Origin of the sequence: Phenylobacterium sp., from assembly GCF_035539035.1 — a bacterium.
Classification (GTDB): domain Bacteria; phylum Pseudomonadota; class Alphaproteobacteria; order Caulobacterales; family Caulobacteraceae; genus Phenylobacterium.
This window is the reverse complement of record NZ_DATLJI010000008.1, coordinates 24,341-45,722: the sequence shown is the minus strand read 5'-3', so window position 1 is coordinate 45,722 and position 21,382 is coordinate 24,341. Positions and strand designations below refer to the sequence as shown.

The 21,382-nt window shown below is 71.1% G+C and carries 17 protein-coding genes and 1 tRNA gene; 10 read left to right on the top strand and 8 right to left on the bottom strand.

All coding sequences use genetic code 11. The annotated features are described in order from the left end of the window. Positions 1–137 precede the first annotated feature (137 nt). The 4 genes from VM685_RS02230 (at position 138) to VM685_RS02215 (ending at position 4,438) form a co-directional block, all read left to right on the top strand. Positions 138–1,586 carry a leucyl aminopeptidase gene (locus tag VM685_RS02230; protein ID WP_325458478.1) on the top strand — a complete coding sequence of 483 codons (1,449 nt, stop codon included), beginning with the start codon at positions 138–140 and terminating at the stop codon, positions 1,584–1,586. A gap of 204 nt (positions 1,587–1,790) precedes the next feature. Continuing rightward, positions 1,791–3,629, top strand: a complete 1,839-nt coding sequence (locus VM685_RS02225) for an ATP-binding protein (RefSeq protein WP_325458477.1) — start codon at positions 1,791–1,793, stop codon at positions 3,627–3,629. A gap of 36 nt (positions 3,630–3,665) precedes the next feature. Next, positions 3,666–4,124 (top strand): DNA polymerase III subunit chi, encoded by a 459-nt coding sequence (locus VM685_RS02220; RefSeq protein WP_325458476.1) that lies wholly within the window; start codon positions 3,666–3,668, stop codon positions 4,122–4,124. Continuing rightward, a complete protein-coding gene (locus tag VM685_RS02215) occupies positions 4,121–4,438 on the top strand; it encodes a peptidase inhibitor I78 (RefSeq protein ID WP_325458475.1) in 318 nt (105 codons plus the stop codon). Before VM685_RS02220 ends, VM685_RS02215 begins: the two co-directional genes overlap by 4 nt. Before the next feature lie 9 nt (positions 4,439–4,447). On the opposite strand, the gene VM685_RS02210 is transcribed toward VM685_RS02215, so the two are convergent. Both VM685_RS02210 and VM685_RS02205 read right to left on the bottom strand, forming a co-directional pair. Beyond that, positions 4,448–5,674: a glycosyltransferase gene (locus tag VM685_RS02210; RefSeq protein ID WP_325458474.1), complete on the bottom strand. Its 1,227-nt coding sequence runs from the start codon at positions 5,672–5,674 to the stop codon at positions 4,448–4,450. A gap of 30 nt (positions 5,675–5,704) precedes the next feature. Next, on the bottom strand, positions 5,705–6,172 hold the full coding sequence (locus VM685_RS02205) for a helix-turn-helix domain-containing protein (RefSeq protein ID WP_325458473.1): 468 nt from the start codon (positions 6,170–6,172) through the stop codon (positions 5,705–5,707). A gap of 121 nt (positions 6,173–6,293) precedes the next feature. Here VM685_RS02205 and VM685_RS02200 point away from each other — a divergent pair. Together VM685_RS02200 and tig are read left to right on the top strand one after the other, a co-directional pair. Next, positions 6,294–6,378 (top strand) — tRNA-Leu (locus tag VM685_RS02200). 171 nt (positions 6,379–6,549) lie between these two features. Next, complete coding sequence (gene tig / locus VM685_RS02195) at positions 6,550–7,992, top strand: trigger factor (protein ID WP_325458589.1); 1,443 nt, start codon at positions 6,550–6,552, stop codon at positions 7,990–7,992. A 181-nt stretch (positions 7,993–8,173) separates the two neighbouring features. Here tig and VM685_RS02190 read toward each other — a convergent pair whose 3' ends face one another. After that, positions 8,174–8,350 carry a hypothetical protein gene (locus tag VM685_RS02190; protein WP_325458472.1) on the bottom strand — a complete coding sequence of 59 codons (177 nt, stop codon included), beginning with the start codon at positions 8,348–8,350 and terminating at the stop codon, positions 8,174–8,176. Between the two features lie 313 nt (positions 8,351–8,663). Between VM685_RS02190 and VM685_RS02185 the strand changes: the two genes are divergently transcribed. From VM685_RS02185 to VM685_RS02175, 3 genes are read left to right on the top strand one after another with little or no spacing between them, the layout of a single operon-like run. Beyond that, entirely contained in the window at positions 8,664–10,454 is a 1,791-nt protein-coding gene (locus VM685_RS02185; protein ID WP_325458471.1) for an FAD-dependent oxidoreductase, read from the top strand. Beyond that, entirely contained in the window at positions 10,451–12,301 is a 1,851-nt protein-coding gene (locus VM685_RS02180; protein WP_325458470.1) for a 2-oxoacid:acceptor oxidoreductase subunit alpha, read from the top strand. The genes VM685_RS02185 and VM685_RS02180 overlap by 4 nt, the downstream gene beginning before the upstream one ends. Continuing rightward, positions 12,298–13,353 (top strand): 2-oxoacid:ferredoxin oxidoreductase subunit beta, encoded by a 1,056-nt coding sequence (locus VM685_RS02175; RefSeq protein WP_325458469.1) that lies wholly within the window; start codon positions 12,298–12,300, stop codon positions 13,351–13,353. Before VM685_RS02180 ends, VM685_RS02175 begins: the two co-directional genes overlap by 4 nt. Here the strand turns inward: VM685_RS02175 and VM685_RS02170 are convergent. From VM685_RS02170 to purM, 3 genes are all read right to left on the bottom strand, one after another. Further along, a complete protein-coding gene (locus VM685_RS02170; RefSeq protein ID WP_325458468.1) occupies positions 13,334–14,116 on the bottom strand; it encodes a hypothetical protein in 783 nt (260 codons plus the stop codon). The two genes, VM685_RS02175 and VM685_RS02170, sit on opposite strands and share 20 nt — an antisense overlap. Next, on the bottom strand, positions 14,113–14,886 hold the full coding sequence (locus tag VM685_RS02165) for a DUF3313 family protein (protein ID WP_325458467.1): 774 nt from the start codon (positions 14,884–14,886) through the stop codon (positions 14,113–14,115). The genes VM685_RS02170 and VM685_RS02165 overlap by 4 nt, the downstream gene beginning before the upstream one ends. Before the next feature lie 64 nt (positions 14,887–14,950). Beyond that, positions 14,951–15,976 carry a phosphoribosylformylglycinamidine cyclo-ligase gene (gene purM, locus VM685_RS02160; RefSeq protein WP_325458466.1) on the bottom strand — a complete coding sequence of 342 codons (1,026 nt, stop codon included), beginning with the start codon at positions 15,974–15,976 and terminating at the stop codon, positions 14,951–14,953. Positions 15,977–16,057: 81 nt separating this feature from the next. Between purM and rnd the strand changes: the two genes are divergently transcribed. Continuing rightward, positions 16,058–17,236, top strand: a complete 1,179-nt coding sequence (gene rnd / locus VM685_RS02155) for a ribonuclease D (protein WP_325458465.1) — start codon at positions 16,058–16,060, stop codon at positions 17,234–17,236. 420 nt (positions 17,237–17,656) lie between these two features. Here the strand turns inward: rnd and VM685_RS02150 are convergent, their stop codons facing one another. Then, positions 17,657–19,156 carry a Ppx/GppA phosphatase family protein gene (locus VM685_RS02150; RefSeq protein WP_325458464.1) on the bottom strand — a complete coding sequence of 500 codons (1,500 nt, stop codon included), beginning with the start codon at positions 19,154–19,156 and terminating at the stop codon, positions 17,657–17,659. Next, entirely contained in the window at positions 19,137–21,344 is a 2,208-nt protein-coding gene (locus tag VM685_RS02145) for an RNA degradosome polyphosphate kinase (RefSeq protein ID WP_325458463.1), read from the bottom strand. The genes VM685_RS02150 and VM685_RS02145 overlap by 20 nt, the downstream gene beginning before the upstream one ends. Positions 21,345–21,382 lie beyond the last annotated feature (38 nt).

The window sequence follows — 21,382 nt, the reverse complement described above, 5'->3', positions numbered from 1 at the left end:
TACGGCTCACCCGGAGATTTGGCGCGCCCCGGCCGCGGAGCTGTTCTAAACCATGCGTCGCCGCGACGCACAACCGTCGCACGAGCGGCCGCAGCGTGGCCGCGCCAAGCCTGAGACGCGAGAAGAAGAGAGTTCCGATGGAGATCGAGTTCGTCGCCGCCGACGCCCCGCTGGCCCCCCGGACCGCCGTGGCCCGCGTGGTCTTCGAGGGGCAGGCCCAGGAGGGCGCGCTCGCCCGCGCCGTGGCCGCCAGCCGGTTCACGGGAGCCAAGGGCCAGACGCTCGACGTGCTCGCCCCCGAGGGCGGCGGCGACCGGCTGGTGCTGGTCGGCGCCGGCAAGTCCGAGGCCTTCGACGCCCTGGCCGCCGAACATGCCGGCGCCAACGCCTACAACGCGGTGAAGCTGTCGGGCCTGGAGACCCTGCGGGTCGAGCTGCCCCAGGCGAGCGCGGAACTGGCCACGCGGGCCGCGCTCGGCGTACGGCTGGCCTGCTACCGCTTCGACAAGTACCGCACCAAGGAAGCCGCCGAGAAGAAGCCCTCGGTGATCAAGACCCAGGTGACCGCCGCCGACCCGGACGCCGCGCTCGCCGCCTTCCCGCCGCTGGCCGCGCTCGCCGACGCCGTCAGCTTCTCCCGCGACCTGGTCTCCGAGCCGGCCAACATCCTCTATCCCGCCGAGTTCGCGCGCCGGGTGAAGGAGCTCGAGCGCCTGGGCCTGGAGATCGAGGTGCTCGGCGAGCCCGAGATGGCCGAACTCGGCATGGGCTCGCTGCTGGGCGTGGGGCAGGGCAGCATCCGCGAGAGCCAGCTCGTCATCATCCGCTGGAACGGCGCGGCCGACCCCAACGCCCAGCCGGTGGCCTTCGTCGGCAAGGGCGTCTGCTTCGACACCGGCGGCATCTCCATCAAGCCGGCCGACGGCATGGAGGACATGAAGTGGGACATGGGCGGGGCGGGCGCCGTCACCGGCCTCATGCACGTGCTCGCCGGCCGCAAGGCCAAGGTGAACGCCATCGGCATCCTCGGCCTCGTGGAGAACATGCCCGACGGCAACGCCCAGCGTCCCGGCGACGTGGTCACCTCCATGAGCGGACAGACCATCGAGGTGATCAACACCGACGCCGAGGGCCGTCTCGTGCTCGCCGACGCCCTCTGGTACTGCCAGGACCGCTTCAAGCCGAAGTTCATGGTCGACCTCGCCACCCTGACCGGGGCGATCATCATCTCGCTCGGCAACGACTACGCCGGCTGCTTCTCCAACAACGACGAGCTGGCGGGCAATCTGCTCGAAGCCTCGGGCAAGGAGGGCGAGCCCCTGTGGCGGCTGCCGCTGCCGGAGGCCTACAACAAGCAGATCGAGTCCCAGATCGCCGACCTGAAGAACACCGGCGGCCGCCCGGCCGGCTCGATCACCGCGGCGCTGTTCCTGCAGAGGTTCGTCAACGGTCTGCCCTGGGCGCACCTGGATATCGCCTCCACCGCCTGGAAGAAGGGCTCCACCGTGCCGACCATCCCGGAAGGCGCCACCGGCTACGGCGTGCGCCTGCTGAACCGCATGGTGCAGGACAGGTACGAGGGCTGACGGGGGCGTCCGTGCGGAGGGCGCGGCGCGCCTTCCGCACAACCACCGGCTGAAACCGTCGCCCGAGCCGGCGCGGCGGCGCGCAATGCGCGGTTGAGCCGCAGCGCAATTAACGAACGACGTTCCGGGAAAATTCACGATTTCGGCCTCTAGTCCCCGCCGAAAGGGGACCGCGCGCCGATGAGCGACAGCCGGGGACCTCGGATGGGATGGGCGCCGCGCGTCCAGCCGGACCGGGCGAACCTGTTCAATCCGTACCACCTGACGCTCGCCGGGATGACCTATCCGGCGTGGCGCCTCTGCGCGCTGTCCGCCGTCCGGGCCCTGTGCCTGGCGCTGCTGGGCCATCCCTGGATGGCGCTCGCCTGGCTGGCCGCCTCCTGGGCCGGCGACATCGCCATCCAGAAGATCCTCGCCCTGTGGACCAGGCAGGCGCTCAAGGTCGAGGATCCCAGCGTCCCCTGGAAGATGGCCCTGCTCGCCGTCTTCCGCTCGGCCCTCTACACCTCCGCCCCGCTGGCCGCGGCGCTTCGCACCGGCGAGGTGGCCGAGATCCTCTTCCTGGCGGTGGTGGGCGGCTATTCCTTGATCGCCGTCGCCCTCTCGTACGGCGCCTTCTCGCCGAAGGTGTTCTGGGGCTTCGCCATCCCGCCGGTCCTGGCCTTCGGCGTGGCCGCGGTGGACCTCCTGGGCTTCGGCCCCGCCATCGCGCTGCTGATCGCGCTCGCCGCCACGGTCTGGGTGCTGGCCATGGTCTCCCTGACCTGGGGCGCCTCGCTGGACGTCTGGCGCCAGACCCACAACGCCTCGGTGGAGATGATCCGCGACCTGGAGGCCGCCCGCGACCGCGCGTTCGCCGAACGGGTCGCCGCCGACGAGGCCCGCGAGGCCGCCCGCAAGGCCGGCCAGGCCAAGGCCAACTTCCTGGCCACCATGAGCCACGAGATCCGCACGCCCATGAATGGGGTGCTGGGGATGGCCGAGGCCATGCGCCGGGTCGAGACCGACCCCGCCCGGCTCAGCCGCTTGCAGACCCTGACGGATTCCGGCGAGTACCTGCTGTCGATCCTCAACGACATCCTCGACATGTCGAAGATCGAGGCCGGCCGGCTGGAGCTGGTGTTCGAGCCCGAGGACCTGCCGCGCTTCCTGGAGAAGGTGGCCGCCTTCTGGCGCCCGCAGGCGGAGGCCAAGGGCCTTGCCCTCGACCTGCAGGTCCACGAGACCGTGCCGGCGTTCGTCAAGGTCGACGCCGTGCGCCTGCGCCAGGTGCTGTTCAACCTGGTCGGCAACGCGCTGAAGTTCACCGACACCGGTTCCGTGACGATCAGCGCCCGGGCGGGCCCCGTGCGCCAGGGGCGGACGCGGGTGTCCATCGCCGTCACCGACACGGGAGCCGGGATCTCCGAGGAGGTCCTGCCGCAGATCTTCGACCGCTACAGCCAGGGCGGGGTGAGCGCCTCGCGCCGCGCCGACGGATCCGGCCTGGGCCTCGCCGTCTGCCAGCAGCTCACCGAGCTCATGGGCGGGCGCCTGCAGGTCGAGAGCGTGCAGGGCCTGGGCTCGACCTTCCACCTGGAGCTCGTGCTCGAGGTCGCCAAGGCCGGCCCGCGCGCGGCCGACGCCGAGGACGCCGGCGGCGATATGCGGCCGCTGAAGGTGCTGGCCATCGACGACCATGCGGTGAACCTCACCGTCCTGCGCGAGCTCCTGGGCCAGCGCGGGCACAAGGTGGTCTGCGCCGGCGCGGCCGAGGGCCTGAAGCTCGCCGCCGCCCAGGCCTTCGACGTGATCCTCATGGACGTCCACATGCCGCGGATGAGCGGGCCCCAGGCGCTGAAGGCGCTGCGGGGGGCGGAGGGGCCGAACCGCGCGACGCCGGTGATCGCGCTCACCGCCGACGTGGTCTCGCGCGACGCGTCCGAGTACCGGGGCCTGGGCTTCGCCGCCATGGCGGCCAAGCCGCTGCAGGCGCCGCAGCTGTTCGCCGCCATCCGCCGCGCGGTCGCCCGCCCGGGCAAGGGCCGGGTGCGCGCCGCCTGACCTCCCCAGGGGCCGGAAACGGCGCTAAGAGGGGCCATGGCCGAAAACCCCTGCGAGGTCTGGTTCTACCACCTGGAGCGGACCGGGCTCGACCAGGCCCTGCCGGAACTCCTGGAGAAGACGCTGCAGCGCGGCTGGCGCGCGGTCGTCCGCACGCCCGCGCCCGAGCGGGTCGAGCACCTGGACGGCTGGCTCTGGAGCTACCGCGAGGACAGCTTCCTGCCCCACGCCCCGGCCGACGAGCCGGGCGCCGCCCGCCAGCCGGTGCTGCTGACCACGGGCTTCGAGAACGCGAACGACGCCGACGCGCTCTTCCTGGTGGACGGCGCCGAGCCCGGCGACCTGGCGGGCTACGCGCGCTGCGTGGTGCTGTTCGACGGCGGCGACGAGGCGCAGCTCGCCACCGCCCGGGCGCAGTGGAGCCGGATCAAGGCGACCGGCCTGCCGGTCTCCTACTGGAAGCAGCAGGCACGCGGATGGGAGAAGCAGGCATGAGGATCAGGCTGGCCGTTCTGGGCGCGCTCCTGGCCGCCGGCTGCGCCGCGCCCCCGGCCGAGGCCCCGCCGCCGCCCGCGGCCGCCCCGCCGCGGGCCGCGCCCGCGCCGCCGCCGCCGCGCGACCGCTGCGGCGCCGCCGAGCTCCAGCACCTCGTCGGCCGGCCGCGCAGCGAGATCCCGGTGCCGGTGCGCCCGGAGCGCCAGCGGGTGGCCTGCACCACCTGTCCGGTCACCCAGGACTTCAGCCCCGAGCGGCTCAACTTCTTCTTCGACGCCCAGACCGGCATCATCCGCGAGATCCGCTGCGGCTAGGGCGGGTGCTCAGGGCAGGGTGAGGCCCTGCTCGCGCAGCAGGTCGAGCCAGGCCGCCCGGCCCGTGGCGCGGTTGAACTTCGCCACCGCCGCGGCCCGCGCCGCCTCGCGCATCGGGGCCGTCGCCGCCGGGTCCCGGCAGGCCGCGATCAGCGCCTCCGACAGGGCCTCGACGTCGAAGAACGGCAGCAGCCGTCCGCTCACCCCGTCCTCGATGGCGTCGCGCAGGGGCGCGGTGTCGGAGCCGATCACGTAGCCGCCGCTGGCCATGGCCTCCGACAGCGACCAGGAAAGCACGAAGGGGTAGGTGTAGTAGACGTGCGCCGTGGAGAGCCTGAGCGCCGCCAGCATCCGCGCATGCTCCACCTTGCCCAGGAAGTGCACCCGCTGCGGATCGAGCTCGACGCCGCGCAGGCAGACGTCCTGCCAGGTGAGGTCGTCCGGCGCCGTGCCGCCATAGCCGCTCTTCGCGGCCTGGCCGATCACGATCACCTGGGCGTCCGGCACGGCCTTCAGCACGGCGGGGAGGGCGCGGGCGAAGATGTGCAGGCCGCGCAGCGGCTCCATGTTGTTGTTGATGTGGGTGATCACCGGCGTCCCCGGCCGGATCACCCGGCCGTCGTCCAGGGCGAACGGCTCGGCCGGGCCCGGGCGGATGGCGTCCACGTCCACGCCCTCGTGGATGATCCGCACCCGTGGCGAGAACACCGAGGGCAGCACCGAGGCCTGGAACGGCGTCGGCGCGACGATCGCGTCGGCCTCGGCCAGCGCCAGGGTCATGACCGCGTTCTTGCCCTTGGCGATCAGCGCCGCCTCCTCGGTGGGCGTGCTGAACTCGGTGTCGAAGCCCACGTCGACGCCGTGACCGTGGTAGAAGAACTCCGAGAACATCACCCGGCGGGCCTTGGGCCACACCTCGTCCAGGAACAGGGTCTCGCCCCAGCCGGGATGGCCGACGATCACCTGCGGCTCGAAGCCGGCGTCCTGCAGGTAGCGCGCCGCCTTCAGCGAGGCCCGGGCGCGGATCAGGTCCGCCTCCGCCCGCACGGCCAGGGAGAAGATGCCCGGCGTCGTGCCGCGGCCCAGCTTGTAGCGGGCCTGCTGCAGGTCCGGGATTCCGGGGGAGGTGTGCGCGCCGATCGCCGCGCAGGACGCGCCGCGCGCCATCAGGGTCTGGGCCAGGTCCCGGAACTGGGCCGGGAAGTTGTTGTGCACGAAGAGGACGCCGGACCCCATGGGGCCTTCATAGCGCGGACGGCGCGCCTGTCACCCCGCCCCGCGGTCCTCCTCCAGCTCCAGGGCGGCCACGGCCTGGTGGCCGCGCACCGCGAAGCGCAGGATCGGCTCGCGCACGCTGGTCAGCCGCTGGAGGCCCAGCCGGGTGTAGGACAGCTCGTTGCCCTCCCGCCGCACCAGGCCGTCCGCCACCAGGGTCGCCACCTTCCGCCGCACGGTCTCCTTGGGGATGCCGGTGGATTCGGCGATGGAGCGGACGTTCGTCGTCAGGCTCGGCAGGTCCTGGACCTTGCCGCTCAGCATGTCGTCCAGGCGGAGCTCCGCCGTGCGCCGGTCCTCGGCGGTGCGCTGGGCGATCACCAGCAGGACGTGGAAGCGGTCCAGGTCGCCGTCGCAAGCCGCGCGGCCGGCCGCCAGCACGTCGAGCAACGGTCCGACGAGGCCCTTGGCCACGCGCGTGTACTCGTCGCGCAGCCGCGACATGGGGTCGTTTCGCATCCGGCGACCTTCGGCTCCGAAGATTCCCAGCACAACGTTATCCGAAAGCGTCGGCCCGCGCCTCTCTGCTGGCTCTGGCGGCGCGCGGCCTTCTGTCCTAAGGGGCTTTCCACGCCCGGCTGCGGATGTGGCGGAACTGGTAGACGCACTGGATTTAGGTTCCAGCGCCGCAAGGCGTGGAGGTTCGAGTCCTCTCATCCGCACCATCCCGGTTCGCTCACGGCGAAGGAGGGGCCTTAGGGCTTGGACGCGCGCACGCCGCGTGACATAAGTCGCCGCCCCGCCGCCGGAGCCCCTCCGGCGGCGCTCACCATTTCACACTGAAGGCGGGCGGAGCGCGCGGCAACGGCGCGGCGTCCGGAAATCCCAGAATGTCGATGCAGATCGTTGAAAAGTCCGGTGAAGGCCTCAGCCGCGTCTATGGCGTCACCGTTCCCGCTTCGGACCTCACCGAGAAGCTGGAGGCGCGGATCGCCGAGATCACGCCGACCCTCAACATCAAGGGCTTCCGCCCGGGCAAGGTGCCGCCGGCCCACGTGCGCCGCCTCTACGGCAAGGCGCTGATGAGCGAGGTGGTCGAGCAGACCCTCACCGAGACCACCCAGAAGGTCCTCACCGACAACAACCTGCGCCCCGCCGGCGACCCGGACCTGAAGCCGGAAGGCGACATGAACCAGGTGATCGAGGGCAAGGCCGACCTGGCCTACGAGATCGCCGTGGACATCATGCCGGAGTTCGAGCCGGTCGATCCGTCCAGCCTGAAGCTGGAGCGCCCGGTCTACGAGCCCACCGACGCCGAGGTGGACGAGGCCGTCGACGAGCTGGCCTCGCAGAACAAGACCTACGAGGCCAGGACCGGCAAGGCCGTGAAGGCCAAGGACGGCGACATGGTCGTCATCGATTTCGTGGGCAAGCTGGACGGCGTCGCCTTCGAGGGCGGCACGGCGACCGACGCCGAGCTGGTGCTGGGCTCCGGTCAGTTCATCCCGGGCTTCGAGGAGCAGCTGGTGGGCGCGGCCCCCGACAGCGACGTCGAGGTGAAGGTCACCTTCCCGGAGAACTACCAGGCCCCGAACCTGGCCGGCAAAGAAGCCGTCTTCGACGTCAAGGTGAAGGAAGTGAAGGCCCCGGTCGAGACCAGGGCCGACGACGCCTTCGCCGAGCGCCTGGGCGTCGAGAACCTCGAGAAGCTCCGCGAGCTCATCAAGACCAACCTCGAGCAGCAGTACGCCGGCGCCAGCCGCTTCAAGCTGAAGCGCGCGCTGCTCGACCAGCTCGACACCAGCCACGAGTTTCCGCTGCCGCCGAAGATGGTCGAGGCCGAGTTCGCCTCGATCTGGAGCCAGGTGCAGCAGGACAAGGAGCAGGGCTCGCTGCCCGACGACGACGCCGGCAAGAGCGACGAGCAGCTGCAGGCCGAGTACCGCAAGATCGCCGAGCGCCGCGTGCGCCTGGGCCTGGTGCTGGCCGAGATCGGCCGCGCCAACAACGTCCAGGTGACCGACCAGGAGCTGGCCGAGGCCATGCGCCGCGAGGCCATGCGCTACGGTCCGCAGGCGCAGCAGGTGTTCGACCTGTTCCGCCAGAACCCCAACGCCCAGGCCCAGCTGCGCGCGCCGATCTTCGAGGACAAGGTCGTCGACCTGATCGTCGAGAAGGCCGCCGTGACCGACAAGAAGGTCAGCAAGGAAGACCTCCTGAAGGAGGACGACCTGCCCGAGGGCTACGCCGACGCCGACGCGGCCGAAGCCAAGCCGAAGAAGAAGGCCGCCCCGAAGAAGAAGGCCGCGGCCAAGGACGAGGCCGCCGCGGAAGAATAGGCCTCACCGCCAGCCATCAGGAAGCGCCCCCGGCTCATCCCCGGGGGCGTTTTCGTATCCCGGTTCGTCATGGCCGGCCTTGTGCCGGCCATCCATGATCGCAGGCCTGCGCAGTATCGCCGCAACGGAGTTCATGGATCCCCGGGACAAGCCCCGGGGACGACGGTCATGGGGTGGAGCCCTACAGCCCCCGCAGCCGGCGCAGCAGCTCGGCGTTCTCGATCCGGGCGCGGCGCTCGTTGATCTCCTGGTGGAGCGAGAGCGGGCCCGTGTCCTCGTCGAGGGGCAGGGCGAGCGCGGGCTCGATCGGAAGCAGGGGGGACGCAGGCGCAGAGGCGACGTCGCGCTCGAGGCTCATCGGCAGATCTCCCTAACCCCTGGCGCAGGGGCTCCCGCTGTTAAGCTATCATTTACTCTGTACGCCCGCCTAGGCCGACCCTTACGTCACCCCCGTGACGTTCGCGTGATGCGGCGCCGCCACAGGAATTCGCCCGCACAGCCGCCTCCTGCGACCGGAAATCACCGAACGACGATCAGAAACCGGTTGGCTTCGGCCGGAAACGGGACGTAACCTCACAGTCGGACGCCGCGTCGTGACGGCGGGCCCTCTCTGGTTCGACCAGAGTTCGCCTTCCGCCGCGGGAGTAGAGCGTGTCGGGAAGGATTCCGTTTTGCAGCGCACGCGTACCGAGGGCCCCGACTACTTCCACAAGGTCGTCGATTGCCAGTGGGCCTGTCCGGCGCACACGCCGGTGCCCGAGTACATCCGGCTGATCGCCGAGGGGCGATACGCCGACGCCTACATGATCAACTGGAAGTCCAACGTCTTCCCCGGCGTGCTCGGGCGGACCTGCGACCGCCCCTGCGAGCCCGCCTGCCGCCGCGGCCGGGTGGAGGAGGAGCCGGTGGCCATCTGCCGGCTGAAGCGGGTGGCGGCCGACAACAAGGGAGAGGTGGCCGCGCGCATGCCGGCCCCCGCCGTCCAGTCGAACGGCAAGCGCGTGGCGCTCGTCGGCTGCGGGCCGGCCTCGCTCACGGTGGCCCGCGACCTCGCGCCGCTCGGCTACCAGCTCACCATCTTCGACGCCGAGGCCAAGACGGGGGGCATGATCCGCAGCCAGATCCCCCGCTTCCGCCTGCCGGAGGAGGTGATCGACGAGGAGGTGGGCTTCATCACCGGCCTGGGCGGCATGGAGCTGCGCCTGGGCGAGCGGGTCGACAGCCTGAGGGCCCTGCTGGAGGACGGCTACGACGCGGTCTTCGTGGGCTCCGGGGCCCCGCGCGGCCGCGACCTCGACCTGCCGGGCCGCGAGGAGGCCCGCGCCAACATCCACATCGGCATCGACTGGCTCTCGTCCGTCTCCTTCGGCCACATCGAGCGGATCGGCCGCCGCGTGATCGTGCTGGGCGGCGGCAACACCGCCATGGACTGCTGCCGCACCTCGCGCCGCCTGGGCGGCGAGGACGTGAAGGTCATCGTCCGCTCCGGCTTCGAGGAGATGAAGGCCTCGCCCTGGGAGAAGGAGGACGCGCTCCACGAGGACATCCCGATCCTCAACTTCCGCGTCCCCAAGGAATTCACCCACCAGGACGGCCGGCTGACCGGCGTGGTCTTCGAGGTCGTCGAGGCCCGCTACGACGACATGGGCCGCCGCCGCCTCGTGCCCTCCGGGGAGCCGGACGAGCACTACGCGTGCGACGACGTGCTGGTCGCCGTCGGCCAGGAGAACGCCTTCCCCTGGATCGAGCGCGGCATCGGCCTGGAGTTCGACGAGTGGGGCATGCCGAAGGTGAACCCGATCACCTTCCAGTCGACGGTCCCGCACGTCTTCTTCGGCGGCGACGCGGCGTTCGGGCCGAAGAACATCATCTGGGCCGTGGCCCACGGCCACGACGCGGCCGTCTCGATCCACCGGCACTGCCAGGGCGAGGACGTGGCGATCCGGCCCCCGCCCGGCGCCTCCCTCGTCTCCCAGAAGATGGGCATCCACGAGTGGAGCTACGACAACGACATCGCCAACGACCGCCGCTACCGCGTGCCCACGCGGGACAAGGCCGAGGCGCTGAAGGACGTGCGTCTGGAGGTCGAGCTGGGCTTCGACCGCGAGCTCGGCTTCCGCGAGGCCCAGCGCTGCCTGAACTGCGACGTCCAGACGGTGTTCGCCGATCCGCTGTGCATCGAGTGCGACGCCTGCGTCGACATCTGCCCCATGGACTGCATCACCTTCACCGAGCCGGGTGAGGAGGACGAGCTGCGGGGCCGGCTGAAGGCGCCGGCGCCGAACCTCACCCAGGACCTCTACGTCTCCGGCTCCCTGCCCACCGGCCGGGTGATGGTGAAGGACGAGGACGTCTGCCTGCACTGCGGCCTCTGCGCCGAGCGCTGCCCGACGGGGGCCTGGGACATGCAGAAGTTCTATCTCGAGATGACCCACGCGGAGGCGGCATGCCCGGGGAGATGAGTACGGGGTCGGCGGAGGCCGGGCAGCCCAGGACCCGCGTCAACGATTTCGTCGTCAAGTTCGCCAATGTGAACGGCTCGGGGTCGGCCAGCGCCAACGGCCTGTTCGCCCGCTCGATCCTGCGGATGGGCGTGCCGGTGGCGGCGCGCAACATCTTCCCGTCCAACATCCAGGGCCTGCCCACCTGGTACGAGGTCCGGATCACCGAGGCCGGCTGGCTGGGCCGGCGCGGCGGGGTGGACCTGATGGTCGCCATGAACCCGCAGACCTGGGACCGCGACCTCGCCGAGATCGAGGCCGGCGGCTACCTGTTCTACGATTCCACCAAGCCCCTGCCGCCCGGCCGGCTGCGCGACGACATCAGCTTCATCGGCGTGCCGCTGACGGCCATGTGCAACCAGGCCTACCAGCTCCCGCGCGAGCGCCAGCTGTTCAAGAACATCGTCTACGTGGGCGCGCTCGCCGCCCTGCTGGGCATCGACCCCAAGGTGATCGAGGACCTGCTGGCCGAGGACTTCGCCGGCCGCCAGAAGCTGATCGACGCCAACCTCGGCGCCCTGCACATGGGCTACGGCTACGTCCAGAAGAACCTCCAGCCGCTCAGCCTGCAGGTGGCCCGCGCGGACAAGGTCGGCGACCGCATCTATGTGGAGGGCAATTCCGCCGCCGCCCTGGGCGCGGTCTACGGCGGCGCCACGGTCTGCGCCTGGTATCCGATCACCCCCTCCACCTCGCTGGCCGAGGCCTTCAGCGGCTACTGCGAGGACCTGCGCACCGATCCGGAGACCGGCAAGGCGCGCTACGCCATCGTCCAGGCGGAGGACGAGATCGCCTCCATCGGCATCGTGGTGGGGGCCGGCTGGAACGGCTGCCGCGCCTTCACCGCCACCTCCGGGCCGGGGATCTCCCTGATGACCGAGTTCATCGGGCTCTCCTACTTCGCCGAGATCCCGGCGGTGATCTTCGACGTCCAGCGGGGCGGGCCCTCCACCGGCATGCCGACCCGCACCCAGCAGGCCGACCTGCTCGCCGCCGCCTACGCCAGCCACGGCGACACCAAGCACGTCATGCTGCTGCCCGCCGATCCCGGGGAGTGCTTCGAGATGGGCGCCCAGGCGTTCGACCTGGCCGACCGGCTGCAGACCACCGTCTTCGTCATGCTCGACCTCGACATCGGCATGAACGAGTGGCTGACCGAGCCCTTCGCCTGGGACGACAGCCGCGCCCTCGACCGCGGCAAGGTGATGACCTTCGAGGATCTGGAGGCCGGCCGCGACTTCGGCCGCTACCTCGACGTGGACGGCGACGGCATCCCCTACCGCACCTATCCCGGCGCCCACCCGACGCGGGGCGCCTACTTCACCCGGGGCACCTCGCGGAACCCCTACGCCCGCTACTCCGAGGAGGGGGCGGTCTACGTCGACAACATGCAGCGGCTGCTGCGCAAGTTCGAGACCGCCAAGGCCCTGGTCCCGCAGCCGGTGCTCACGCGGGCCCGGCGCAAGACGCCGGACGGGGTGATCTACTTCGGCTCCACCACGCCCGCCATGCACGAGGCGCTGGAGGCGCTGGAAGGGCAGGGCAAGCGGCTCGATGCGCTCCGCATCCGCGCCTTCCCGTTCCCGCAGGCGGTGGAGGACTTCATCGCCGCCCACGAGCGGGTGTTCGTGGTCGAGCAGAACCGCGACGCCCAGCTCCGCACCCTGCTGGTCACCGAGCTGGGGATCGACCCGGCCAGGCTCGTGCCGGTCCTGAACTACGACGGCGCCCCCATCACCGCCCGCTTCATCGCCGGCGAGATCGGCCAGCTGATGGCGGTGGGCTCGATCATCGAGGCGGCGGAATGACCTACATCACCAAGCCTCAGCTGCATCACCCGCTGCTGGCCAAGAACGGCCTGGGCTACACGCGCCGCGACTACGAGGGCTCGGTCTCGACGCTCTGCGCCGGCTGCGGCCATGACTCGATCTCGGCCTCGATCATCCAGGCGGTCTACGAGCTGGAGATCGAGCCGCACCGCATCGCCAAGCTCTCCGGCATCGGCTGCTCGTCGAAGACGCCGGACTACTTCCTGGGCAACTCGCACGGCTTCAACACCGTCCACGGCCGCATGCCCTCGGTGCTGACCGGGGCGAACCTCGCCAACCGCGACCTCGTCTACCTGGGGGTCTCGGGGGACGGCGACAGCGCCTCCATCGGCCTCGGCCAGTTCGCCCACGCCATCCGGCGCGGCGTCAACATGCTCTACATCGTCGAGAACAATGGCGTGTACGGCCTCACCAAGGGCCAGTTCTCGGCCACCTCCGACAAGGGCTCGAAGTCCAAGCGCGGGGTGGTCAACCACGACGCCGGCATCGACCTCGTCTCCATCGCCCTGCAGCTCGGCGCGACCTACGTCGCCCGCTCGTTCTCCGGCGACAAGGCCCAGCTCGTCCCGCTGATCAAGGCGGGCCTGATGCACAAGGGCGCGGCCTTCATCGACTGCATCAGCCCCTGCGTGCAGTTCAACAACCACCCGGGCTCCACCAAGAGCTTCGACTATGTGCGCGAGCACAACGAGGCGGTGAACCGGCTGGACGTGATCAGCCCCCGGGCGCCGATCCAGGTGGACTACGCGCCCGGCGAGACCGTGCGCGTGGCCCAGCACGACGGCTCGGTCCTGTCGCTGCACAAGCTGGCCGAGCTCTACAACCCCAACAACCGCGCCCAGGCCCTGGGCTATCTGCAGGCCCGGCAGGCGAGGGGGCAGATCGTCACCGGCCTGCTCTACGTCGACCCCACGTCCCACGACCTGCACGAGAGCCTGGAGACCGTGGACACGCCCCTGAACCAGCTCGACGCCGCCGAGCTCGTGCCCGGGCAGGCGGCGCTCGACCGGATCAACGCCGGGCTGAGGTAGTCCGCCGGCCGCCACGCAGCCACAGGCCCGCCAGCAGCAGGATCACGGCCCCCGCCGCCAGCGCCGTCCAGGCGGCGATCGGGTTGTCGCCGCGCTCGGCCACGAACACCGCCACCAGGCCCCAGGCGACGGGCAGGGCGTAGATCAGCAGCCGCGTGATCCGCAGGAAGCCCGCCGCCACCAGGGCCGCGGCGGCGATCCCCGCCAGGGCGGCGGGCAGGGCCTGGCCCGCGCCGATCATCCCTTCCTTGGTCATCACGGTCAGCAGGTTGATCGCCGAGGCCACGGTGAGCCAGCCGGCGAGCGCCGCGAACGGCCAGACCACGAACCAGCGGTCCCAGCGCGAGCCGCCGGCGCCGCGCTGCGCCAGGAGGGTGGCGCTCATCGCCGCCAGCAGGGCCAGCACGATGGTCGCCACCGTCGCCCAGCCCCGGTCGGCGGCGCTCAGCCAGATCCAGGCCCCGATCAGGCCCACGGCGGCGATCGCCGGCGAGAGCGCCAGGCCCACCGCCTTCGATGCGCCGCGCCCGGGAAGCGCCTGGTAGAGGGCGAAGGCCGCGAGACCCGCATAGATCGGGCCCCAGATGGAGAAGGCGTAGCCGGCGGCCCTGAGCGTGGTGTCGCCGCCGGCGGAGAATTCCGAGGGCGAGAGGCCGATGTCCTGCTGGGCCTGCAGCACGGGCGAACCGATGGCCGCGGCGACGACCGCGATGACGCCCACCTTCAGCCAGAGGGCGGAAAGCGCCCCGTGCGGGTCCTTCATCGCGTCGTCTCGGGCTCCGCCTGCTCGGGCCTGGCGCCGCTCATCTGCGGCACGTAGAGGCCGGTGGCGAACTTGGCGAGCCAGCCCTCGGGCCGGATGCGCGGCCCGTATTCGGCGCACGGGTCCGGCGTCGGCGGGCCGGGCGGCTTCACGTCCGGCGCCGTCATGGTCGCCGCCGCGGTGTCGGCGAAGGGCTCCACGAACTGCAGGGCGTCGCCGATCCGGCTCAGCGAGGGGTTGTCGGTGCCCACCGCCGTGGCGTTGCGGTTCCAGGTGAGCGCGGCGATCTGCCGGTCCTGCGGCGACAGCATCTCGGCCTCGGCGGAGATCCCGCCCAGGCCGCCGGGCCGCACGCCGAGCGGGCCCGGGATGAAGATGGACGCCGCGGCCGAGGCCGCCGAGCTGACCCGGCCGGTGGGCGCCACGCGCGTGACGGCGGCGCGCACCTTGGCGTCCGCGCCGTCCTGGACGATCTCGTAGCGTTCGGAGACCTCGAAGCAGAGCTGGGCGTCGACCTCCCGCAGCAGGAGCGTGCGCTCGTCGTCCGTGAGCCAGGCGCCGTCGGGGCCGAGGCGCAGCTCGGCGGGCAGCAGGCGCACCTTGCGGACGCCGGCGAGCGCCTCGGGGTCCTTGCGCTCGGTCACGCCGGTGCGGACCGCCCGCTCCTTGGCGGCCAGGCCCTCGTAGCTGGTCAGAAATCCCGACCGGGGAGCATGGGAGGCGCAGGCGGTGAGCGCCAGCGCCAGGGGCAGCACGAACAGGGACTTCATGGCTCGGATACGGGTCTGCATGCCGAAAGGATGCATCACCTGCGCGACAATTCCTTGCGCGAAGTCAGGCGGCGGCCAGTTCCCCGATGACGAAGGCGTCTTCCCCGTCGCGGACCAGGCCCTCCAGCACCTCGGGCAGGTCCTTCGGATCGACGATCAGCATCAGGCCCACGCCGCAGTTGAAGGTCCGCCGCATCTCCTGGTCGGCGACGCCGCCCACCTCCTGCAGCCACTGGAAGACCGGCGGCGGGGTCCAGGCGTCCCAGTCGATCCGCGGCACGAGGCCCGGCCGGATGGCCCGGGGCGGGTTCTCGATCAGCCCGCCGCCGGTGATGTGCGCCAGCCCGGATACCCGGCCGGCCTTCAGGTGCGGCAGCACCGTCTTGATGTAGATGCGCGTCGGCGCGAGCAGGGCCTCGGCCAGCGTCAGCCCCGCCTCGAACGGCGCCGAGGCGTCCCAGGCGAGCCCGGAGCGCTCGACGATGCGGCGGACCAGCGAATAGCCGTTGGAGTGCGGGCCCGAGGAGCCCAGGCCGATCAGCACGTCGCCCGGCTTCTGGTCGTCGAAGCGCGGCAGGACGCGGGCCCGGTCCACCGCGCCCACGCAGAAGCCCGCCATGTCGTAGTCGCCGGCCGCGTACATGCCCGGCATCTCGGCCGTCTCGCCGCCGACCAGGGCGCAGCCCGCCTGCCGGCAGCCCTCGGCGATCCCGGCGACCACGGTGGCCGCGGCCTCCACGTCCAGCTTCCCGGTGGCGAAATAATCGAGGAACATCAGGGGCTCGGCGCCCTGGGCCAGCAGGTCGTTGACGCACATGGCCACCAGGTCGACGCCCACCGTGCCGTGGATGCCGGTCTCGATGGCCACCTTCAGCTTGGTGCCCACGCCGTCAGTGGTGGTGACCAGCAGGGGATCGTCGTAGCCCGCCGCCTTCAGGTCGAAGAGCGCCCCGAAACCGCCCAGCGAGGCCTCGGCCCCGGGCCGCCGCGTGGCCTTGGCCAGGGGCTTGATGCGCTCCACCAGATCGTTCCCGGCGTCGATATCGACGCCGGCTTGCGCATAGGTGAGACCGTTCGGCCGCTCAGACATTGCGGAAAGCCCTTGAGAAACTTGCGCCAGCCGGTATCGCGGGCTTGCAGACTCGGCCGCGCGCGGGGCTATAGCTAATCGATGACGCCGATTACGACCACCGCCGAACTGGCGGTGTTTTGCGACAAGCTCAAGGGCCAGCCATTCGTCGCCGTGGACACCGAGTTCATGCGCGAGACGACCTACTGGCCGAAGCTCTGCCTGATCCAGGCTGCTGCGCCCAACGCGCATGCGGTGATCGATCCCCTGTCCGAGGACATGGACCTCGAGCCCTTCCTCGAGGTGCTGCGTGACGAGACCATCCTGAAGGTCTTCCACGCCGCCCGCCAGGACGTGGAGATCTTCAACAACCTGAAGGCCATGCCGCGGCCGCTGTTCGACACCCAGGTGGCGGGCATGGCGGCGGGCTTCGGCGAGCAGATCGCCTATGACGCCCTGGTGCGCCAGATGCTGAAGATCGAGCTCGACAAGAGCTCCCGCTTCACCGACTGGGCCCGCCGGCCGCTGTCCGACAGCCAGCTCACCTATGCGCTCGCCGACGTGACCCACCTGGCCGAGCTCTACCCCATGCTGCGCCAGCGGCTGGAGAAGGAGAGCCGTCTCGGCTGGGTGACCGACGAGATGTCCAACCTCACCGATCCGGCCCACTATGACGTCGAGCCGGAGAACGCCTGGAAGCGCCTGCGGCCCCGCCGGCACACCGCCAAGTACCTGGCCGTCTACCGCGCCGTCGCCGCCTGGCGCGAGCGCACGGCCCAGCTGCGCGACCAGCCGCGCGGCCGCATCCTGAAGGACGACGCGATCGACGAGATCGCCACCCAGGCGCCCACCGACGCCGACGCCTTGGACCGTCTGCGCTCGGTGCCCAAGGGCTTCTCCGGCTCGCGCTTCGGGCCGGACCTGCTCGCCGCCGTGCGCGAGGCCCTGCGCGATCCGGAGGCCTACGCCCCGGTCATCGAGCGCGCCAAGACCGCCCCGTCGCCCGCCGCCGGCGCCGTGGTGGAGCTCCTCAAGGTGCTCCTCAAGGCCCGGGCCGAGGAGGCGGGCGTAGCCTCCAAGCTCATCGCCACGGTCTCGGACCTGGAGCTGATCGCCAACGACGACGAGGCGGCCACCCCGGCGCTCAAGGGCTGGCGGCGCGAGGCGTTCGGCGAGGACGCGCTGAAGCTCAAGCGCGGCGAGCTCGCCCTGGTGCTGGACGGCGCCCGGGTGCGGGTCGTGGAGGTCCGCCGGGCGCCCAAGGCGGCCACGGCGGGCTGATCCGCAAGCTTCCTGAGGATAAGCCAAGTCGCTGAACGGACGGCGGAATCCGGCCCGTCCACAGGCTTGTCCACCGCTTCTCCACCGGCCGAACGGTGTTTTCCCACATTCGGGTGACGCCGGTCGCTTGCGCCCGGCCGGCGCTCGGGTGAACCTCCACTTGCCGAGAGGGACTGCGGCGCGGCGGACCGGGAAACCGGACCGGAAGCGGGCAGGAGGTTCCTGGAGATGGCGGGATGCGGGGCGACCCGGATCCTTCCGACCCCGGGGACACCGGAGGTGGATCGAAGCCGGAGCGGGGGGCGACCCTCAGGATGGCCCAGAGCTTCCTCCGACCTTGAAGGCCTGGATCCCCCAACGGATCTGGTTCAGAGGGCGGTGTTCGGGGTCTCCCCGGGCGCCGCCCTCTTGCTATGGGCGCTAGCCGAGCTCCAGCTTGAGCTTGAGCGCCTGGGCGACGGTCTGGGCCCGTTTCGCCACCTGTTCTCCCAGCAGCATGTCCTCCCAGCCCGGCGCGGCGGTGAGCACCAGCCGGTCGCCCTTCAGCGCCAGCGCCGACTTCTCCAGCAGGCGGGCGTTGCGGCCGGAGAGGTCGCAGCCCAGGCGGATGGCCGAGCCCAGGGCCCGGGCGCGCTGCCGCCGCTCGGCGGTCAGGATCCGGGCCACGGTGCCGGCTTGCGGCGTGCTGGTCGCCGAGGAATGGCGGGAGAACGCCGTGCAGGCCAGGAAGGCCCGCTCGGGGTGGTTCATGCCGGCGATCGGCGCCCGCAGCACCTGCTCGAAGGCGATGTCGGCGCGATGGTCCGGGTGCAGGCGCGCGCCGAGATCGGCCAGCCGGCAGGCGGCCGCCAGCAGCACGGGGTCGCGGTCGTCGAAGGCGGGCTTCAGGGTCTCGAAGGCCGGCGTCAGCCACGCCTCCAGCGCCCCGCCCAGTTCCGGCGAGAGGCCGCGCACGGCGGTCAGCGCCTCGCAGCCTGCGATCAGCGGATCCTGCCGGCGCACCTCGGGGGTCATGGACTCCAGCAGCATGCCCTCGCGCACGCCATAGGCCGAGATCACCACCCGCTCCACGCCCAGGCGCTCGATCAGCGCCTCCAGCACCAGGGCGGAATAGGGCAGGGTGTCGAAGCGTTTCTTCGAGACGCCCTCGATCCGCTCCAGCGACGACTTCGACTGTCGCTCCACGAAGCGGGCCAGCTGCAGCGCGTCGGCGCGGCCCATCTCGTACTGGTGGGCCACGTGCAGCGGATAGTCGGCCAGCTGCATGTGCAGCAGGGCGAGGTTGCGCCAGGCGCCGCCCACGGCGTGGAACTCGCGCGCCCTGAAGCGGTGGGTCATGGGAGCCAGCGCCGTCTCCACCAGCCGCCAGGTGCGGTCGATGTCCAGCGCCCGCGGCGCGCCGAGCGCGAAGGGCCCGAGCGGCAGGGTCGCCCCGTCGGCGGGTCCGCCGACCCCGTTCAGCCGGATCAGCTCGAGGCTGGAGCCGCCCAGGTCGCCGACCACGCCCTGGGCGCTGGGATCGCCGGCCAGGACGCCCAGCGCGGCGTAGCGGGCCTCCTCCTCGCCGGAGAGCACGCGCACGTCGAAGCCGGTCTCGGCCTTCACCCGGCGCAGGAAGGCGGGGCCGTCGGCGGCCTCGCGCACGGCGGCGGTGGCCGCGGCGGTGATGTCCCCCGGTGGCCAGCCGTCCAGCAGGGTGCGGAAGCGGCGCAGCGCCGTCATCGCCGTCTCCAGCCCCGCCTGCGACAGCCGGCCGGTGGCGGGCAGGTCGCGGCCGAGTCCGGCCAGCGCCTTCTCGTTGAAGACGGTCCAAAGCGCCCGTCCGTCGATCCGGTAGACCACCAGACGGACGGAGTTGGAGCCTACGTCGATGACGGCGGCCTGGCGCGGTTCGGGTCGGCTATCCGCGCGAGGCCACATGGTCGATCGCGCGCGGCATGTCCTTCACCTTCTGGCCCCGACCGGACAGGCTGGGATTGGTCATGAAATACTCGTGCGCGGAGAAGGCGCTTGGATGGTCCCAGGACGGGTCCCGCGTATAGCGGCCGTCGCTGTCCAGGGTCCAGCTCTGCGCTTCGTCCTTCAGGTTGGCCAGCATGATCTGCTGCAGGACCTGCTGGTGCACCGTCGGATTCTCGATGGGCGTCAGGGCCTCCACCCGCCGGTCCAGGTTGCGGGGCATCCAGTCGGCCGAGGAGATGAACACCCGCGCCTCGGACGACGGCATGGGCGCGCCGTTGGCGAAGGCGACGATCCGGCTGTGCTCCAGGAAGCGGCCGACGATCGACTTGACCCGGATGTTGTCGGACAGGCCCGGCACGCCCGGCCGCAGGCAGCAGATGCCGCGGACCACGAGGTCGATGGGCACGCCCGCCTGGCTGGCGGAATAGAGGGCGTCGATCACCTGCGGGTCGACCAGGGCGTTGAGCTTGGCCCAGATCCCGGCCGGCCGGCCGGCGCGGGCGTTGTCCGCCTCGCCCTGGATCAGGTTGAGCAGGTCGCGCTTCATGGTCACCGGCGAGAAGGAGAGCTTCTCCAGCCGTTCCGGAAGCGCGTAGCCGGTGACGTAGTTGAACAGCCGCGCCGAATCCCGCGCCAGCGCCGCGTCGGTCGTGAACAGCGACAGGTCGGTGTAGATCCGCGCCGTGACCGGATGATAGTTGCCGGTGCCGAAGTGGCAGTAGGTGCGCAGGCCGTCGCCTTCCTTGCGCACCACCATCGAGAGCTTGGCGTGGGTCTTGTACTCCACGAAGCCGAACACGACGTGGACGCCGGCCCGCTCCAGGTCGCGGGCCCACTTCAGGTTCGCCGCCTCGTCGAAGCGCGCCTTGATCTCTACCAGGGCGGTGACGTTCTTGCCGTTCTCCGCCGCCTCGATCAGGGCCGCCACGATCGGGCTGTCGGTGGAGGTCCGGTAGAGCGTCTGCTTGATCGCCAGCACGTTCGGGTCGCGCGCCGCCTGGCGCAGGAACTGCACCACCACGTCGAAGCTCTCGAACGGATGGTGGACCAGGATGTCCTTCTCGCGGATCGCCGCGAAGCAGTCCCCCCCGTGGTCGCGGATGCGTTCGGGGAAGCGCGGCTCGAATGGCTTGAACTTCAGGTCCGGCCGGTCGCGGGGGATCAGCTGCGAGAGCTCGTCCAGGCCCAGCAGGCCGTCCACCAGGATGATGTCGTCGGGCAGGGCGTGCAGGGCCTCGCAGATGAAGCCGCGCAGCTCCTCGGGCATCGAGGCCTCGACCTCCACGCGCACCACCGAGCCCATGCGCCGCTGCTTCAGCAGGGCCTCGAACTCGCGCACCAGGTCCTCGGCCTCTTCCTCCAGCTCCACGTCGCTGTCGCGGATCAGCCGGAAGACCCCCAGGCCCAGGGTCTCGCACCCCGGGAACAGGTGGTCGAGGAAGAGCGCCACCATGCTCTCCAGCGAGATCACCCGCCGCTCACGGCGGCCGCGGCCGCGCGGTCGCGGCAGCTCCCAGAAGCGGGTGACCTGCGCCGGGATCGGCACCAGGGCGAAGAAGGCCTTGCCGTCCGTGGAGCGCTTCAGCTTGAGGACCAGGGAGAAGGCGAGGTTCGGGATGAACGGGAAAGGGTGCGCCGGGTCGATGGCCATCGGCGTCAGCACCGGGAACAGCTGGTTGAGGAAGGCCTCTTCCAGCGCGTCCTTCTCGGCCGGGGTCACGTCGCCCATCAGGGCGACGGTGAGGCCCTCGTTGGCCAGCTCGCCGCAGAGCTCCGCCCAGCGGGTCTGCTGGTCGGCCATCAGGTCGGCGGCCTCGGCGTTGATCCGCTCCAGCTGCTCGGCCGGGGTGAGGCCGTCCTGGCTGACCACCCGCACGCCCTCGCGCACCTGAGCCTTCAGGCCGGCCACGCGGACCATGTAGAATTCGTCGAGGTTGTTGGCGCTGATCGCCAGGAAGCGGAGCTGCTCCAGCAGCGGGTGGCGGGGGTTCTTGCTCTCCGCCAGCACCCGGCGGTTGAAGGCCAGCCAGGAAAGCTCACGGTTGAAGAACCGCCCCGGCGACCCCGCCAGGTCCTCATTCCACTCGAGCCGGGCGCGCGGGACCTCGTTCGCAGCGTGCGAGGCGATGGGCGCGGCGTAGCTCATGAGACGGCGGCTCCGGACCTTCCGAGGCGGCCTCCGGT

Excerpts from the sequence above, each read along its gene's own strand:
- VM685_RS02230 (WP_325458478.1), top strand. The coding sequence starts at position 138 with ATGGAGATCGAGTTCGTCGCCGCCGACGCCCCGCTGGCCCCCCGGACC.
- rnd (WP_325458465.1), top strand. The coding sequence starts at position 16,058 with ATGACGCCGATTACGACCACCGCCGAACTGGCGGTGTTTTGCGACAAG.
- VM685_RS02210 (WP_325458474.1), bottom strand. The coding sequence starts at position 5,674 with ATGGGGTCCGGCGTCCTCTTCGTGCACAACAACTTCCCGGCCCAGTTC.
- VM685_RS02145 (WP_325458463.1), bottom strand. The coding sequence starts at position 21,344 with ATGAGCTACGCCGCGCCCATCGCCTCGCACGCTGCGAACGAGGTCCCG.
- VM685_RS02205 (WP_325458473.1), bottom strand. The coding sequence starts at position 6,172 with ATGCGAAACGACCCCATGTCGCGGCTGCGCGACGAGTACACGCGCGTG.
- VM685_RS02225 (WP_325458477.1), top strand. The coding sequence starts at position 1,791 with ATGGGATGGGCGCCGCGCGTCCAGCCGGACCGGGCGAACCTGTTCAAT.
- purM (WP_325458466.1), bottom strand. The coding sequence starts at position 15,976 with ATGTCTGAGCGGCCGAACGGTCTCACCTATGCGCAAGCCGGCGTCGAT.
- VM685_RS02215 (WP_325458475.1), top strand. The coding sequence starts at position 4,121 with ATGAGGATCAGGCTGGCCGTTCTGGGCGCGCTCCTGGCCGCCGGCTGC.
- VM685_RS02170 (WP_325458468.1), bottom strand. The coding sequence starts at position 14,116 with ATGAAGGACCCGCACGGGGCGCTTTCCGCCCTCTGGCTGAAGGTGGGC.
- VM685_RS02175 (WP_325458469.1), top strand. The coding sequence starts at position 12,298 with ATGACCTACATCACCAAGCCTCAGCTGCATCACCCGCTGCTGGCCAAG.
- tig (WP_325458589.1), top strand. The coding sequence starts at position 6,550 with ATGCAGATCGTTGAAAAGTCCGGTGAAGGCCTCAGCCGCGTCTATGGC.
- VM685_RS02180 (WP_325458470.1), top strand. The coding sequence starts at position 10,451 with ATGAGTACGGGGTCGGCGGAGGCCGGGCAGCCCAGGACCCGCGTCAAC.
- VM685_RS02165 (WP_325458467.1), bottom strand. The coding sequence starts at position 14,886 with ATGAAGTCCCTGTTCGTGCTGCCCCTGGCGCTGGCGCTCACCGCCTGC.
- VM685_RS02190 (WP_325458472.1), bottom strand. The coding sequence starts at position 8,350 with ATGAGCCTCGAGCGCGACGTCGCCTCTGCGCCTGCGTCCCCCCTGCTT.
- VM685_RS02150 (WP_325458464.1), bottom strand. The coding sequence starts at position 19,156 with ATGTGGCCTCGCGCGGATAGCCGACCCGAACCGCGCCAGGCCGCCGTC.
- VM685_RS02220 (WP_325458476.1), top strand. The coding sequence starts at position 3,666 with ATGGCCGAAAACCCCTGCGAGGTCTGGTTCTACCACCTGGAGCGGACC.